General features: G+C 63.1%; 14 protein-coding genes. 9 read left to right on the top strand and 5 right to left on the bottom strand.

What is annotated here, in order from left to right; translation table 11 throughout:
* Window position 1: 1 nt before the first annotated feature.
* Genes tssE through tssA form a run of 5 tightly spaced genes read right to left on the bottom strand, consistent with a single transcriptional unit; the run spans window position 2 to window position 4,480 of the window.
* Window positions 2-757, bottom strand: coding sequence for a type VI secretion system baseplate subunit TssE (tssE, locus tag HGP13_RS29250; RefSeq protein WP_172234890.1), 756 nt, complete (start codon window positions 755-757; stop codon window positions 2-4).
* Entirely contained in the window at window positions 744-1,205 is a 462-nt protein-coding gene (locus HGP13_RS29245) for an Hcp family type VI secretion system effector (RefSeq protein WP_246707150.1), read from the bottom strand. The genes tssE and HGP13_RS29245 overlap by 14 nt, the downstream gene beginning before the upstream one ends.
* A gap of 47 nt (window positions 1,206-1,252) precedes the next feature.
* A complete protein-coding gene (tssC, locus tag HGP13_RS29240; RefSeq protein WP_172232251.1) occupies window positions 1,253-2,758 on the bottom strand; it encodes a type VI secretion system contractile sheath large subunit in 1,506 nt (501 codons plus the stop codon).
* Between the two features lie 3 nt (window positions 2,759-2,761).
* Window positions 2,762-3,301 carry a type VI secretion system contractile sheath small subunit gene (gene tssB / locus HGP13_RS29235; protein ID WP_172232248.1) on the bottom strand — a complete coding sequence of 180 codons (540 nt, stop codon included), beginning with the start codon at window positions 3,299-3,301 and terminating at the stop codon, window positions 2,762-2,764.
* Between the two features lie 6 nt (window positions 3,302-3,307).
* Window positions 3,308-4,480, bottom strand: a complete 1,173-nt coding sequence (tssA, locus tag HGP13_RS29230; protein WP_172232244.1) for a type VI secretion system protein TssA — start codon at window positions 4,478-4,480, stop codon at window positions 3,308-3,310.
* Between the two features lie 324 nt (window positions 4,481-4,804).
* On the opposite strand from tssA, the gene tssH reads away from it, so the two are divergent.
* The 9 genes from tssH to HGP13_RS29185 all read left to right on the top strand — a co-directional run bounded on the left by tssH (window position 4,805) and on the right by HGP13_RS29185 (window position 16,473).
* Entirely contained in the window at window positions 4,805-7,609 is a 2,805-nt protein-coding gene (tssH, locus tag HGP13_RS29225; RefSeq protein ID WP_172232241.1) for a type VI secretion system ATPase TssH, read from the top strand.
* 353 nt (window positions 7,610-7,962) lie between these two features.
* Window positions 7,963-8,952: an ABC transporter substrate-binding protein gene (locus HGP13_RS29220; RefSeq protein WP_172232238.1), complete on the top strand. Its 990-nt coding sequence runs from the start codon at window positions 7,963-7,965 to the stop codon at window positions 8,950-8,952.
* 133 nt (window positions 8,953-9,085) lie between these two features.
* Window positions 9,086-9,898: an ABC transporter permease gene (locus tag HGP13_RS29215; RefSeq protein WP_246707149.1), complete on the top strand. Its 813-nt coding sequence runs from the start codon at window positions 9,086-9,088 to the stop codon at window positions 9,896-9,898.
* Window positions 9,899-9,911: 13 nt separating this feature from the next.
* Window positions 9,912-10,715, top strand: coding sequence for an ABC transporter ATP-binding protein (locus HGP13_RS29210; RefSeq protein ID WP_172232232.1), 804 nt, complete (start codon window positions 9,912-9,914; stop codon window positions 10,713-10,715).
* A gap of 41 nt (window positions 10,716-10,756) precedes the next feature.
* Window positions 10,757-12,382 (top strand): GMC family oxidoreductase N-terminal domain-containing protein, encoded by a 1,626-nt coding sequence (locus tag HGP13_RS29205; RefSeq protein ID WP_246707148.1) that lies wholly within the window; start codon window positions 10,757-10,759, stop codon window positions 12,380-12,382.
* A gap of 146 nt (window positions 12,383-12,528) precedes the next feature.
* Window positions 12,529-13,803 carry an NAD(P)/FAD-dependent oxidoreductase gene (locus tag HGP13_RS29200; protein ID WP_172232229.1) on the top strand — a complete coding sequence of 425 codons (1,275 nt, stop codon included), beginning with the start codon at window positions 12,529-12,531 and terminating at the stop codon, window positions 13,801-13,803.
* A 44-nt stretch (window positions 13,804-13,847) separates the two neighbouring features.
* Window positions 13,848-14,264, top strand: coding sequence for a RidA family protein (locus tag HGP13_RS29195; RefSeq protein ID WP_172232226.1), 417 nt, complete (start codon window positions 13,848-13,850; stop codon window positions 14,262-14,264).
* A gap of 4 nt (window positions 14,265-14,268) precedes the next feature.
* Window positions 14,269-14,943, top strand: a complete 675-nt coding sequence (locus HGP13_RS29190; protein WP_172232223.1) for a DUF1028 domain-containing protein — start codon at window positions 14,269-14,271, stop codon at window positions 14,941-14,943.
* A 39-nt stretch (window positions 14,944-14,982) separates the two neighbouring features.
* On the top strand, window positions 14,983-16,473 hold the full coding sequence (locus tag HGP13_RS29185; protein WP_172232220.1) for an aldehyde dehydrogenase: 1,491 nt from the start codon (window positions 14,983-14,985) through the stop codon (window positions 16,471-16,473).
* Window positions 16,474-16,485 lie beyond the last annotated feature (12 nt).

The raw sequence follows: 16,485 nt of genomic DNA, 5'->3' as shown, positions 1-16,485 counted from the left end.
CTCAGGCGTCCCTAATTTCGGTCCGCGCCAAGCCGTTGTCGAGATTGATCGTGGTGCGCAGGCGCATGCGTTCCGGTGTGGGCGTCATGATCAGCACGGCATCGATCTCGATCTTCAGGCCCACGGTCTTGTCACCCAGCGTGACGGTAACCTTCGTCGCGCTTTCCTTGAGGCGGGGCTCGAAGGTGGCGAGCACCGAGCGGATTTCGCGCGCCAGCACGTCGCGGTCGAAGTCGCGGGACGACCGGCCCGAGAAGGACGGCACGCCGTAGTTGACCACGCTTCGACGCACCTCCGGAAAATCGGCGAGCGACGGTGGATTGTCCGCCATCTGCTCATTTTCCAGATCGGAAAGCAGCGGCGTGGCCTCGAAGCGCTCGGTGTTGAACAGCGCCTCGATGTCGCGCCGCACCGCTTCCCTGAGCACGCGGGCCGATACCACCACACCACGGCTTTCGATCTCGACGCGGTGCTGGGTCTGAAAGGCCAAGCGATGCAGACGCCGTTTCTGATCGGGCGTCAGCTCCGCATCGGCGTCGATGGTCCGCGCACTGCCGGCAACGAGGGTGTCGAGACGGTCCGCGCCAAGCTCGTCCAGCAGGACGTGGCGCAGCCCGTCTATCTCCGAGGTCAGGCCCGGCAAGTCGTTGACCAGGCGATCCCATAGCGACGGCTGGACGGCCTCGCTTTTTGCCCGCAGGCTGCCGGCGATCTGCTGCTTGCCCGCGCCGGGCCGCCGAACCTCACTTGCCGACATAGACATCCATTTCGGCTTCATCATTGCCGTCATAGACGAACTTGATCTTCTTGTAGGCAAAGCTGACCGCTTCCTCGATCAGGTCTGCCTCATCTTCAGCTTGCGACATGTCGTATTCCATGATCGAGGCGTCGGTCAGCGTAACGACCAGGTAATCCTTGCTTTCGCCATCGATGGTCCGACGTGCCGAAAACACCACCTCATTGAGGGCCTTGTTCTCGAACAACGCCTTTGCCAGGTAGGGCGAGGATTTGTCGTAGTGTTTGGTGAACTTGATCATACCCATGGACACGCGGCCACGGCGTGAGAGCGAATTCGGATCATAGGGGGCAACCATCTTGTAGTCGACGCCATGGACTTCGATCTCGTCCGAGTGGCCGTCACGGGTGCTGGGGCCCTTGATATCGGGAACCTTCAGAAAGCCATCAATCTTCATGGTCGTGGGCATTTTCTCTCTCCACCGCTTTTAAAAAACCAAGATGTTGTTGCTGCAAATCAAGTCTTCACGGACGGCAGCTCCGACACCAGTCGGAGCGAGGCATTGATGCCCTCCAGCTGGTAGTGCGGGCGCAGGTAGAAGCGGGCGTTGTAGTATCCCGGCCGCCCTTCCACGCTGTCCACCTGGACTTCGGCTGCCGCAAGCGGGCGCTTGGCGCGCGCCTTGTCGTCGGCAAAGGCCGGGTTGGCCAGCACGTAGCGGTTGATCCACTCGGTCAGCCAGATCTGCATGTCGGAGCGCTCCTTGAACGAGCCGACCTTGTCGCGCGCAATGGCCTTGAGGTAGTGCGCAAAGCGCGAGACCGGGAAAAGATAGGGCAGGTTGGCGCTCAGCCGCTCGTTCGACTGGGCGTCGGGGTCGACCAGCCGGCCGGCGCGCGTCTCGTCATCCTGCAGTGAGTGGGCGCCGATGAAGGCCGCCAGGTCGGTGTTTTTCCGGTGCAGGATCGGCATCAGGCCGAGCTTGGCCAGTTCGGCCTCGCGCCGGTCGTCGATGGCGACTTCGGTCGGGCATTTCATTGCGATCGAGCCATCGTCGGTCGGGAAGCTGTGCACCGGCAGATTGAGCACGGTGCCGCCATTCTCGACGCCTCGGATTTGCGTGCCCCATCCGAACAGCTTGTGGCTGCGGTTGATGTTGACGCCCATCGGGAAGGCGGCGTTCATCCAGACATATTTGTTGTGATCGCCCAGCACCTCTTCCTCGAAGGTAAAGCCCTTCACCGGAACCGTGTCGGTACCATAGGGCAACCGCGCCAGGACACGAGGCATGGTCAGACCGATATAGCGAGCATCCTCGCTCTCGCGCAGCGACTGCCACGAGGCATAGGCCGGGTTGGAGACGATCTGCTGCAGGTCTTGCGGGTTCGGCAATTCCTGCCAGCTGTCCATGCGGAACAGGCGCGGCGAGGCGGCTGCGATAAACGGCGTGTGCGCCGAGGCGCAGATGCCGGAGATATTGCGCAGCAGGCCGACGTCGCGCGGGTGATTGGAGAATTCATAGGCGCCGATCACGCAGCCGATCGGCTCGCCACCCAGCATCGAATACTCGTCCGTATAGACTTTCTTGAAGATCGGGCTCTGGTCCCACATCTGGCCTTCATAGTCTTCGAGCGTGTCGCCCAGCTGCTCCTTGGAGATGTTCATCACACGGATCTTCAGCTTCTGATCCGTCTCGGTGTTGTTGACGAGATACCAGAGGCCGCGCCACGTGCCTTCCATCTCGCGCACTTCCGGTGCGTGCAGGATCTCGTTGACCTGCGTCGTCAGCATCTTGTCGATACCCGCGATCAGCGACTTGATCGACTTGATCGCATTGGACGAAATGGTCGTGGTGTCGGAACGCGATTGCGCCGCGAGCGCGAGATTGCGCACGAGTTGCTGCAACTTCTCGCTGTCGTCCTTCTTGACCTTGAAATCCTTCTCGAGGAGCCCGCTGAATTCGTCGAGGTTTATGGCTTCGGCCTCGGCTGCGACGGCGGCGGTCTTTTGCTGTTCGGCCATGGTTTACTCCCCTGCCTTGTCGTCGTCGGCGAGCGCCTGGCTGGCGATCTTGCCAAGCAGCGGCTCGTTGTTCAGCAGCTGCGCGATGCGTTTTTCGGCGTCGACGCGGCCGTCCATGAAGCCAAGCAGTTCCTCGAGCTGGCGGCGCATCTTGAGGATCTCGGCCAGCTGCGGCACCTGCGCGGCAATCTTGTCGGGAGCGAAATCACCCATCTTGGTGAAGGTGAGATCGAGCGCCAGTTCCTCGTCACGCTCCTGGCCTTCGGCCTGCGGCAGCGTGTTCTTCACCCGGGCTTTGACGCGCGGCCCGAGCGCCTCCATGAATTTGGGGAAGCGGTTGGCGTCGGTCTCGACGAAGGATCGGTCCAGCACCGATTTTGAGGCTTCCTTGGTCTGCGAAGCGCCGGAAAGGTCGGCCATCACGGCCATCACAAACGGCAATTCGATCGTCGTCGGGCTACCGTAGGTTTCCACGTCGTAGGCGATTTGCACCCGCGGCGCGCGATTTCGTTCGATGACCTTCGCTTTGCTTTCGGCTGGCATGTGCTGTTACCTTTCATCCTTCTGAGCCGTCTTCTTGACATCGGGAACGCCGGCAAGGAGCCGGAATTCCTTCAGCCCAGACGGGGCGAGATCTTCCATCAGTTCAACGAAATCCATGTGCACCATGCGGCGCACGCGCCGCGCCAGATGCGGTATCGGGCTCGACGGTTCGGTGCGATCATAAAAGGCGACGACCAGGTCGAGGCATTTGACCACGTCGTCGCGCGAGGAGATCCGGTCGGGAAGCCCCGTGCTGATCTCCGTGTAGCTTGCCGCACTTGCCATAGTCTCGGCTCCATGACCGTTTCGAGCAGGCGTTGCCGGTTCTGCCGGATTGGGCGGTTTGGCCGCGCCATTCGCAACCGCACCGGCTGCCGCGTTCCGTTCGAGGGTCGTCAGCAAACGCTGCAGAAACCGCTTTAAGTCCGGAGCGGGAGCACCGCCGCCTTCGAGGCGGGCGTTCAGCGCCGTTTCGACCGCGTCAAGGGCTGCGATCGCTGCCCGGGCGTCGGCGACCAGCGAGACCATCTCCGCACCGGCCTGATCGATCTGTGCCGCACATCCGGCTCTCACCCGGTTCAAGAGTTGCCCATGCGCGCTGACCAGTGCGGCCTTTTCCGCCGTGTTCAATCCCGAGGCGGCTTCCTGGAGCATGACACGGTCGTCGAGCGCGCCTTGTTCCAGGTCGCGTCCGCTGATCGGTCCGATCGAGCGTGGCGTAAAGAAAATCATCTGCCGCAGGTTCGCCAACAACCCGTCCTGGCCATTCTGCAGGTCGAGTAGCGCGTTGATACGGCGCAAGGCGGCATCGCGTGGCGCAGCGTTGGGCCGCAATGCCGGATGCATGGTTTCCCAATGCTGATCGAAGGTCTGTGCAATGAGCGTCAAACCCTGCGCCAGCCCGGCCAGTCCGTCTTCATTGGCCAATGCGCGCGTGACGATAACGAGCAGGCGCAGGTCCCGGCCATGCGCGCGCAAGTCCGCCGCCTTTGCCAGCACCGCGGACCAGTCGACCGGAATGGTGCTTTGCGAAGTGGGCTTGTTGTTGCCGTCGTGGACGACCTTGACCTCGGGCTCGGTCAGGCGCTCCAGCTCGTGAAAAGCTGGGTCGTTGCGCAAATCCTCCCCTGACGGGTTTCCACCGTCGAGCGGGCTAAGCCAGAGCGCGGCATCAATCACTCAAACCCCCAGCGACCGACCTCAAACCGTAAGTGACGCGACGTTAACACACGGTTGTACTTTACCACAATTCAAGGACGCCTCAAAAATTAACAGAGGCTAAACGCAATCGCTGCAGAGTGCTGGAATCCTTGGTGTGGTTGCCGAAGCTGCAGGCGAACCGCATTGCGGTGTGGCGCCCGAGTCAGTGGCTGTTTACAGTCAGCGGTGCGGGACTTTCCACAAATGGAAACGAGCCGACTAAACCGAGCGTCGCGACAGCGCTTTGTCAAGTGACGGCTTATGTGGCAGTTTATCGGCTGGCAGACTGCAGGAGCACGTTCGATGGAACAGCGCCGATCATCGCAGACTTTCAAGCGCAAGGAACTGGTCGGCAAGCTCAATCCTGTCGGTGTCCGCGCCTTCAAGGCAGCTGCCGACACCGCCAAACTGCGCGGCAATCCCTACGTCGAACTCGTCCATTTCATCGAGCAACTGGTGCTGTCCGACCGCTCGGATGTGCAAATGATCATCGCCGATGCGGGCGTCGATGCGAGCCGGATCACGGCCGATATGACCCGCGCCGTCGACAAGCTGCCTTATGGCGCCACCTCGATCGAGGAATTCTCCGACCATATCTTCCATGCCATTCAGGAGGCCTGGAACCTTGCGACGCTTGAGTTCGGCGTCGAGGAAGTCCGCAGCGGGCATATTCTGCTTGCCTGCCTGAAGACGCCGGTGCTTGAGGGCCTGCTGTCGAAGATCAGCGGCGAGTTCGACAAGATCGACGCCGACGCGGTCATCGCGCGGTTCGCCGATGTCGTGGAGGGCTCACTCGAAGTCGGCGCTTCGACCACGGTCTCCGCCCCGGAGGCGCCGAAGCGGGCTCCGGGCGGGGATTCGGCGCTGGCGAAATACGCCACCGACCTGACCCAGCGCGCCCGCGACGGCAAGATCGATCCGGTCGTCGGCCGCGATCCGGAGATCCGGCAGATCGTTGATATCCTGATGCGGCGCCGGCAGAACAACCCGATCCTGACCGGCGAGGCCGGGGTCGGCAAGACCGCGGTCGTCGAGGGCTTTGCCTTGCGTATCGCCCAGGGCGACGTGCCGCCCACCCTGCAGAATGTCAGCGTGCGCATGCTCGACGTCGGCTTGATGCAGGCCGGCGCCAGTGTGAAGGGCGAATTCGAAAAACGGCTGAAGGCCGTCATCGACGAGGTTCAATCGTCCGAAACGCCGGTTATCCTGTTCATCGACGAAGCCCACACCTTGATCGGCGCCGGCGGCGCTGCCGGGACGGGCGATGCCGCCAATCTCCTGAAACCGGCGCTGGCGCGCGGCGAACTTCGCACCATCGCGGCAACGACCTGGGCCGAATACAAGCAGCACATCGAGAAGGACCCGGCGCTGACCCGCCGTTTCCAGGTGGTCAAGATCGACGAGCCGTCTGAGGCGGTGGCCGTTCTCATGTTGCGCGGTGTGGCCGGCGTTCTGGAGCAGCACCACAAGGTGCAGATACTCGATGAGGCGATCGAGGCGGCGGTCGGCCTGTCGCATCGCTATATCCCGGCACGGCAACTGCCCGACAAGGCGGTGAGCCTTCTCGACACCGCCTGCGCCCGTGTCGCCATATCGCAGCACGCCACGCCGGCCGAGGTCGAGGACATCATGCGCCGCCGCCAGGCGCTGGAGGTCGAGCGCGGCATCATCGGTCGCGAGGCTGCTATCGGCATCGAGGTGACCGACCGGCAGGCGCGGGTTGACGCCGGGCTCGCCGAAACAGAGACCACGCTGGCCGCCGCTGAGGGGCGCTGGGAGCGCGAAAAGGCGCTGGTTGCCGAAATACTCGAATTGCGCGCCAGGCTGCGCGGCGAGGGCGTGCCGCTCGATGCGGTGGAGACGGCTGAGGCCGATACCGAAACGGCAGCCGCGGACGCAGAAAAGACCAAGGTGCCCCAAACTGAGCCGCCCAAGGCTGAAACGACGAAGACCAAGGCGGCCAAAGCCAAGGCCGCCAAGACCGAATTGGAGACACCGGCCGCTGCCGATCCACCCGATCCCGCCGCCGATCTCGCCCGGCTGCGCGAGCTGATGGCCGAACTGGCCGAGGCGCAGGGCGAGACACCGCTGATCCTGCCGTCAGTCGACCGCAATGCGGTGGCGGCCGTGGTCCAGGACTGGACCGGCATCCCGACCGGACGGATGCTGTCCAGCCAGACCGAAAAGGCGCTCAAGCTCGCCACCACGCTTTCGGAGCGGGTCGTCGGCCAGGACCACGCCATGGAGATGATCGCCAAACGCGTGCAGACCAGCCGCGCCGGGCTCGGCGCACCGGAAAAACCGGTCGGTGTGTTCCTGCTCTGCGGGCCCTCGGGCGTCGGCAAGACCGAAACCGCATTGGCCTTGGCAGAAACGCTTTACGGTGGCGAGCAGAACCTGATCTCGATCAACATGTCCGAGTTCCAGGAGGCGCACACCGTCTCGACGCTCAAAGGCGCGCCGCCCGGTTATGTCGGCTACGGCAAGGGCGGCATCCTGACCGAAGCGGTGCGCAGAAAACCCTATTCGGTGATCCTGCTCGACGAGGTCGAGAAGGCGCATCCCGACGTGCACGAAATCTTCTTCCAGGTCTTCGACAAGGGCATGATGGACGACAGCGAAGGCCGCCGCATCGATTTCAAGAACACGCTGATCCTGCTCACCTCGAATGTCGGCTCGGAGGTCATCATGGACCGAACCAAGAATGGAACGCTGCGGGCCGGGCTCGACGATCTCGATACCGCCTTGCGCGGCCCGCTGCTGAAAGTCTTCCCTGCCGCCTTTCTTGGTCGGGTGGTAACCATTCCCTACTATCCGCTGTCGGATTCGATGATCGAAGCCATCACCCGTCACCAGTTTGCCAAGATCGCGCGCCGGCTGCGGGCAACCAATGATGCGGAACTGGTGATCGGCGATGGTGTCATGGATCTGGTCAAGGCCCGCTGCACCGAGATCGAATCCGGCGGCCGGATGATCGATGCCATCCTGACCAACACGCTGCTGCCGGAACTGAGCCGCGGCGTGCTCAACCGCTCGCTCGGGGGCGAGAAGATGACAAAGGTCACCGTCGGCGCCTCCAAGGAAGGTTTCACCTATTCCTTCGAGTAGCTTCAGGTGAATGGTGACGTCGGTTTGCTTCGGTTTCCCGGTGCATGACGCAATCGCCGCTGCGTGCCCTTCGCTCGTTATCCGCCGGCCGCTCTCAGGCCCCGTCCCACGGGTCCCTATTCGTGGTGTACTCGCGGCAGAGGCGCTGGCGCGGCCAGCGCCGGCCTGGTTAGGCCCAGCCTAAGCAGAATTATCGAAAATCATTATTTGTGCATCGCACACAGCGTGCTTTGCTCCGTCCGCCGGTTGAAAGAGAACAAAAAAACGTCAGGCGGCAGCCTTCGGCGATGCGTCCGAAGCGGGTTGTTTTGGCGCGGACAGCGCCTGACCTCAGAAAAAGACAGGGGAACGTGATGACGACAATACTCTCGAAGTTTCGCCGCGCCGCGCTTGGGGCCGGCATCGCCCTTAGCACGCTTTCGGTGAGCCTCCACGCCGAAGCCGGCAGCTTGAAGCTGGGCATGACGACCTGGGTCGGATACGGCCCGCTCTTCCTTGCGCGTGACATGGGCTACTTCAAGGAAGGTGGCCTCGATGTTTCGCTCGAAATTATCGAGGAAGCATCGATGTACATGGCGGCCGTCGCCGCCGGCGAGCTCGACGGCAGCGCCTCGACCATAGACGAAATCATGAAGTACCGTTCCAAGGACGTCTGCTTCAAATCGGTCTATGCCCTGGACGACAGCCATGGCGGCGACGGCGTCCTGGCGCCCACCGAGGTCAAGAGCGTTGCCGATCTCAAAGGCATGGAAGTCGGGCTGAACGAAGGCTCGGTGTCCCAGTTCTGGTTCAACATCCTGCTCAAGCAGGCCGGTCTCACCCAGGCCGACGTGAAGATCACCAACATGACGGCGGATGATGCCGCTGCCGCCTTCATGGCCGACCGCATTCCTGTTGCCGTCACTTGGGAGCCGCACCTGACGCTGGCCAAGAAGGAAAACAAGGGACAGGTCCTGATCGATTCCTCGAAGACGCCCGGCCTGATCGTCGATGTGGTGGCGCTGAATTGCGACTACATCACCAAGAACCCCAAAGATGTCGAGGCGCTGGTGAAGGGGCTCTACAAGGCCAACGAGTTGATCAAGCAAGATCCTGCGAAGGCCTATGAAGTGATGGCCAAGGGTGTCGGCGGCTGGCTGAAGGATCCGAAGGACTTCGCCTCCTCCGCCGCGGGTGTGAACTTCTACGGCAAGGACCGCAATGCCCAGTTTTTCGCCGGTGGCGAGGGCGGTGAAGCCGGCAAGCTGATCAAGCTTGGTGGCGATATCTGGGGCGGCTTCGGCAAGCTCAAGATGGACATCAAATACGACGACCTCGTCGATACGTCCTTTCTTGCGAAGTAACCTATCCTTGTAAAGTGAGCTCGCTGGACCGCGGGCCGAGCCTGGCGTCTGCGGTCCATCCAGCCCAAAGGGTTTCCCTGTGACATTGGCACCGAATGCAACGTCTTCCATCAGCCATATTGTGACCACGAGCGTGGATAAAAATCAGCCCGGTCGATCCGCCTGGAAAGCTGTCACCACGCCTTTTCGGGCGGTGTCGCGCCCTCTCTCCATCGCGCTCAGCGTCCTGGTCTGGGGCGCGGTCATCGGCGGCTGGTTTGCTCTGACCTATTCCGGAGCGGTCAAGGAAATGTTCCTGCCGCGCCCGGAATCCGTCTTGTTCACCACCATCAATATGGCGCTTGACGGGTCCTTGTGGGAGCACGTGCTGGCCAGCGTCCAGGTGGTGCTGATCGGCTTCGTCATTTCGAGCATCGTGGCGGTGCCGCTCGGATTGACGATGGGCACCTACCGCATCGTCCAGGCCGCGCTCGACCCGCTCGTCAATTTCATCCGCTATCTGCCGGTAACCTCCTTCGTGCCGCTGTTCATCCTGTGGATCGGCATCGGCATCGAGCAGCGCGTGGCCGTCATCATCTTCGGTATCTTCTTCCAGCAGTTGGTGATGATCGCCGACAGCGCCCGCAGCGTTCAGCGCGACCTCGTCAACGCAGCCTATACGCTCGGCACGAAACGCGGCGACACGGTCTTCCACATCGTCTTTCCGGCCACGCTTCCCAACGTGCTCGACGTGCTGCGCGTCACCATGGGCTGGGCCTGGACCTATCTCGTCGTTGCCGAACTCGTCGCCGCGCGCAGCGGGCTTGGCTACATCTCGCTGAAGGCAATGCGCGGTTTCCAGGTCGACGTCATCTTCATGGCCATCGCCATGATCGGCATCCTTGGTCTTTGCACCGACCAATTGTTCCGGGGCATCCGCCGCCTCGTCGCTCCCTGGGCCAACTGAGGAATTCGCCGACATGGACGCCCTGACACTCGCGACTAAACCGAAGAGTTCCGACATCGCCATCGACAATGTGGTCCTGCGCTACGGCAAGGGCGACAATGCGGTGCTGGCGCTGGACGGCATCTCGTTCCATGTCGTGCCCAATGAGTTCTGCGTGATCGTCGGTCCGTCCGGTTGCGGCAAATCGAGCCTGCTCTATCTCATCGCTGGCCTCGAGGAGCGCACCGCCGGCATGATCTCGGTCGGCGGCAAGCCGGTCACCGAGCCGGGCCCGGATCGCGGCATGGTGTTTCAGGCCTATACGCTGTTCCCCTGGCTGACGGTGGCGCAGAACGTCGAATATGGCCCCAAGCGCAAGGGCATGTCGGCGGCCGAGCGCAGGGCCATCGTCGAGCATTTTCTCCATGAGGTCGGCCTGGCGAAATTCGCCAACCATTATCCCTCGCAGCTGTCGGGCGGCATGAAGCAGCGCGTGGCGATTGCACGCGCTCTCGCCAACGATCCGCAGGTGCTGCTGATGGATGAACCCTTCGGCGCGCTCGATAGCCAGACCCGCCACTCCATGCAGAAGCTTTTGCTGCGGATCTGGGACCATTCCAAGAAAACGGTCCTGTTCGTCACCCATGACATCGACGAGGCGATCCTGCTGGCGGACCGGGTGCTCGTCATGTCCGGCCGGCCGGGCCAGATCAAGAAGGAAATCCGCGTCGGCCTCCCGCGTCCGCGCAGCATGGAACTGGTCATGGAGCCGAGCTTCATCGCCATGAAGCGGGAAATCCTCGAACTCTTGAAGAACGACGAAGACGAAGAGCACTAATGCATGTCGCCCGAAAGTGACCTCGGTTTTGGGACGACGACATGCATGAAACAAAGACCGGCATGAGCATCGCGGCCACGGAATTCGACTATATCGTCATTGGAGCGGGTTCGGCCGGTTGTGTGCTGGCCAACAGGCTGAGCGCCAATCCCGCCAACCGTGTCTGCCTGATCGAGGCCGGCGGCAGCGACGACCGCACAAGGGTGCGTGTGCCGGCCGGCATTCTCGCGCTCTACGGCAATCCGAACTTCGATTACGGCTACAAGGGCGTGCCGCAGCCGCTGCTCAACAACCGCCGCATACCGGTCAACCGCGGCAAGCTCCTTGGCGGGTCGAGTTCGATCAATTCCATGGTCTATATCCGCGGCGCGGCACATGACTACGATGAGTGGGCGGCACTCGGCTGCGCGGGGTGGTCCTATGCCGACGTGCTGCCGGTGTTCAAGAAACTGGAGCGGAATCTCCTGTCGCAAAACCCGGCCTATCACGGCTTCGAGGGCGAACTGCTGGTCGACAATCCACGTGATCCCAACGCCGTATCGAGCCTGTGGGTAGAGGCGGGCCGGAGCGTGGGCCTGCCCGAAAACCGCGACTTCAACGGCGATGGCCAACTCGGCCTCGGCATCTACAATGTCACCCAGAACAAGGGGGAACGCTTCTCGGCCTACACCGCCTTCGTCCGGCCGGTTCTCGGCCGCCCGAACCTCCATGTTCTGTCAGGCGTCGAGGTGCTCGACCTGGCGGTTGAAAGCGGGCGCGTCACCGGCGTCAATGTGATCAAGGACGGATCAGCCCAAAAGCTGACATGCCGCGCCGAAATCGTGCTGAGTGCCGGCGCGATCGGATCGCCGCGTATCCTGCTTGCTTCCGGCATCGGCCCGGCCGACGAACTGAAGACGGCGGGGGTGGAACCAGTGATGCACGTGCCGGGCGTCGGCAAGAATTTGCGCGACCATGTCGACGGCATGATCACGATGCGATCGAACAGCACCAGGACGCTCGGCCTGTCGCTCGCCAATCTGCCGGCGATGCTGGCGGCCCCCTTTCAGTATTTCGTCCGGCGCAAGGGCATGTTGACGACCAACTACGTCGAGGCCGGCGGCTTCGCCAAGACGAAATATGCGGGCGATATTCCCGATGTCCAATTCCACTTTGTCCCGGGCTACCGCAGCCATCGCGGCCGGCTTGTCGAATATGGCCATGGCTATGCCGTGCACACCTGCGTGCTGAGACCCGGAAGCGTCGGCGAAATCACGCTCGAGCGCGATGGCACCCGCCGCAACGTGCTCATCGATCACCGCTTCTTCAGTAACGAGCAGGATGCACTGACCCTTGTCGAAGGCATCAAGCTGGCGCGCTCGATCCTGGCTTCGCCGGTCTTTGCCGATATTCGCGGACCGGAAATCCTGCCTGGACCCGATGTTGTCACCGACGACGAGATCCTCGCCTATTTGCGAGCCGAGGCGCTCACCGTCTATCACCCGGTCGGCACGGCCAAGATGGGCACCGACGCCATGGCGGTGGTCGATACTGCCGGTCTCAAGGTGCGCGGCTTCGACAATTTGCGTGTGGCGGACGCCTCGACCATGCCGACGCTGATTGGCGGCAACACCAATGCGCCGTCCATGATGATCGGCGAAAAAGCAGCCAGGGCGATGCTGTCGTAGCTTCGCGCTGGCCCGTCTTCCGGCATTTAGGGACAAGCTAACCACTGCCACGTGAAATCGTAATTTTCGCTAGTCAGTCCCTCCATTACACCATCGGTCTGACCTCCTCGCATCCGCAGAAACTCTTGGGGGGAAAGGACGCAGAAATGTCGGTGGAAAAAATAGACACGCTTGTCGTCGGCGGTGGCCAGGCGGGAGTGGCTATGTCTGAGCATCTGAGCAAATGCGGCGTGCCGCATCTCGTTCTCGAGCGTGGCCGGGTCGCCGAGCGCTGGCGTTCGCAGCGATGGGACTCGCTCGTTGCCAATGGCCCGGCCTGGCATGACCGTTTCCCGGGCATGGAATTTCCCGTGACGGGTCCCGATGGCTTTCCCTCCAAGGAGGAGGTTGCGGACTATTTCGCCGCCTATGCAAGGCAGATCAATGCGCCGATCCGCTGCGGCGTCGAGGTCAAGCTCGCGCAGAGAAATGTCGGGCGGCCCGGGTTCCGTGTCGAGACGTCGGATGGGGTGATCGAGGCCAACAGCATCGTCGCGGCGACCGGACCTTTCCAGGTCCCCGTCATCCCCGCTCTTGTCCCCGGCGATGCCGGCATTCCGCAGATTCATTCCAGCGCGTACCGCAACCCCGGACAGTTGCCAAAGGGCGCGGTGCTGGTGGTGGGGGCGGGATCGTCAGGTGTGCAGATCGCCGATGAGCTTCAGCGCTCGGGGCGGCGCGTCTACCTCTCGGTCGGCGCGCACGACCGCCCGCCGCGCGCCTATCGCGGGCGCGATTTCTGCTGGTGGCTTGGCGTTCTCGGCAAATGGGACCTTGAGACTCCAGGACCCGGCACGGAACATGTCACGATTGCGGTGAGCGGTGCGCGCGGCGGCGAAACGATTGATTTCCGTCGGCTGGCCGCGCAGGGGCTTACCCTGGTCGGCATGACCAAGACATATCAGGATGGCGTGCTGACCTTCGCGCCCGATCTGGCGAAGAACATTGCCCGCGGTGACGCCAACCTGATGTCGCTGCTGGACGAGGCCGATGCTTATGTCGCGCGCAACGGTCTCGACCTTCCGGAGGAGCCCGCGGCCCGTCGGATCGACCCGGATCCCGACTGCCTGACCAACCCGCTTCGCGAGCTCGATCTGGCCGAAGCCGGGATAGCGGCGATCATCTGGGCGACAGGCTTTGCCGTCGATTACAGCTGGTTGAAGGTCGGTGCCTTTGACGAGAAGGGTCGGCCAAGGCATCAGCGCGGCGTCTCGGACGAGCCTGGGATCTATTTTCTCGGCCTGCCTTGGCAGTCGCGAAGAGGGTCGAGTTTCATCTGGGGTGTCTGGCATGATGCCAAGCATATCGCGGACCGTATTTCGACGCAGCGCAAATATCTGGCCTATCACGCTGCAGCACGGCGCGAGACAGTGGACGCCTGACCGACGCTGACAACAGCTGCGAGACCGACCTTATGGAGACCAGGATGGCGCATACGAGAATCCGCAAGTTCAACACCAAGGACACCTATCCCGAGCAGAAGCTCGACAATGACCTGTGCCAGGCGGTCGTCACGCGGGGCGGCCGGACGATCTATCTACGTGGCCAATGTCCGCAGGATCTCGACACCGCCAAGAATATCGACAGCCACGATCCGGCCGAGCAGACGCACAAGGTGATGCAGAACATCAGGCAGCTCATCGAGGAGTGCGGCGGCACTATGGAGCATCTCGTCAAGGTGGTGGTCTACATCACCGACGTGCGTCATCGCGAGGCGGTCTACCGCACCATGGGCGAGTACATCAAAGGCGTGTATCCCGTTTCGACCGGCCTTGTCGTGCAGGCCCTGGCGCGGCCGGACTGGCTGGTCGAGATCGACGGCACCGCCGTAATCCCGGATTGATGCAATGACCTTCTCCATCGTCGCGCGGTGCGGCCGCACCGGCATGTTCGGCGTCGCGGTGTCGTCCTCCTCTCCGGCGGTGGCGGCGCGCTGCGCCTATGCGCAGGCGGGCGTCGGCGCGGTCGCCAGCCAGAACGTCACCGATCCGACGCTCGGCACGAGGGGGCTCGAACTGCTGGCGCGCGGCGCCTCGGCCGCCGAGGCCGTCGCCATCCTGAAGCGCACCGGCGCCTACAGCGACTACCGGCAGGTACTGGCGGTCGATGCCGCCGGGACCACAGCGACCCATTCCGGGCCCAGGGCGCTCGGCATCTGGGCGGAAGCGCGCGCGGACAATGTCGCCTGCGGCGGCAACATGCTGGCCCATGATGGCGTGCCGCAAGCCATGGTCGAGGCGTTTCTGGCCTCGGAAGGCCATCTCGGCGACCGCCTGATCGCGACCATGCGCGCCGCGCTGAAAGCGGGTGGCGAGGCGGGTCCGGTCCACTCCACTGGAATGAAGCTGGTGCGCGAGGTCGGATGGCCCGTCGCCGACCTGCGCTGCGACTGGACCGAGGCCTGCCCGATCGAGGAACTGGCGGCCCTGTGGGACCGCTACAAGCCGCAACTCGATGCCTATGTGACCCGCGCGATCAATCCGTCCGACGCGCCGAGCTACGGCGTCCCGGGCGACGAGTAGCCAGTACACGAGTAGCCGGCACACACGGGGGGCATCCGCATGAGCGAACTCAGTCACAAGGACTGGATCGGCAAGGCATCCGCGATCCGCTTTCGCGACAAGGCGTTCATCGACGGCAAGTGGGTTGCCGCGCGTTCGGGCCGTACCTTCGCCAGCATCAATCCGGCCACCGGCGAAACGCTGGCCGAGGTGGCGTCCTGCGGCGAGGAGGATATCGATCTGGCCGTTGCCGCGGCGCGCCGCAGTTTCGAGGCCGGTGTCTGGTCCCGGACGAGCCCGGCGCATCGCAAGGAGGTACTGCTGCGGCTGGCGCGGCTGCTGCGCGAAAACCTGCAGGAGCTTGCGCTGCTGGAGTCGCTCGACATGGGCAAACTCGTCACGGATGCGGCGACTGTCGATGTCCCGGGTTCGGCGGCGATCTTCCAGTGGTATGGCGAGGCCATCGACAAGATCTACGGCGAGATCGCGCCGACCGGCGGCAGCGATCTGGTGCTTGTGCGGCGCGAGCCGCTCGGCGTGGTCGGTGCCGTGGTGCCGTGGAATTTCCCGCTCGACATGGCGACCTGGAAGTGCGCGCCGGCGCTGGCGGCGGGCAATTCGGTGGTGCTGAAGCCCGCCGAGCAGTCGCCTTTCTCGGCGCTCAGGCTGGCCGAACTCGCCGTGGAGGCGGGCCTCCCCGCAGGTGTGCTCAATGTCGTGCCCGGCCTTGGCGAGACGGCCGGGCAGGCGCTTGGCCGCCACATGGATGTGGATTGCCTTGCCTTCACCGGATCGACCTCGGTCGGCAAGATGTTCCTGCAGTATTCGGGCCAGTCGAACATGAAGCAGGTCTGGCTCGAAACAGGCGGCAAGAGCCCGAACCTCGTCTTCGCCGATTGCGGCGATCTCGATGCGGCGGCCGACATGGCGGCATCAGGCATCTTCTTCAACCAGGGCGAGGTCTGTTCAGCCAATTCGCGCCTGCTCGTTGAACGCTCCATCAAGGATGCCTTCGTGGACAAACTGGCTGAGCGCGCGGCGGCCACCCAGCCTGGCGATCCGCTCGACCCGGCCTCGAAAATGGGCGCCATGGTCGATGCCCGCCACGCCGCCAACGTCATGCGCTTCGTCGAGGCCGCCAAGAAGACCGCGCGCCTGGTCACCGGCGGCGACCGGGTCACGGTCAACGGTCGCGGCAGTTTCATACAGCCCACCATATTCGACAATGTTGCCCATGACGACCCGATTGCCCGCGACGAGATATTTGGGCCGGTGCTTTCGGTCATTGCCTTCGACGACGAAGAGAAGGCTGTCCGCATCGCCAATGACAGCCCGTACGGGCTGGCCGCATCACTGTGGACCGACAGTCTTTCGCGCGCGCACCGCGTCGCCGGCCGGCTCCGCGCCGGCACGGTTTCCGTCAACACGGTCGATGCGTTGAGCCCGATGACGCCGTTCGGCGGTATCAAGCAATCCGGCTTCGGCCGCGACCTGTCGCTGCATGCGCTGGACAAGTACACCGCGCTGAAAACGACATGGATCAAATACTGAGGCAAAGCGATC

The sequence above is a fragment of the Mesorhizobium sp. NZP2077 genome (genome assembly GCF_013170805.1).
Classification (GTDB): Bacteria; Pseudomonadota; Alphaproteobacteria; order Rhizobiales; family Rhizobiaceae; genus Mesorhizobium.
Note: the sequence above shows the minus strand (reverse complement) of the source record. Positions and strands in the feature narration are given on the sequence as shown.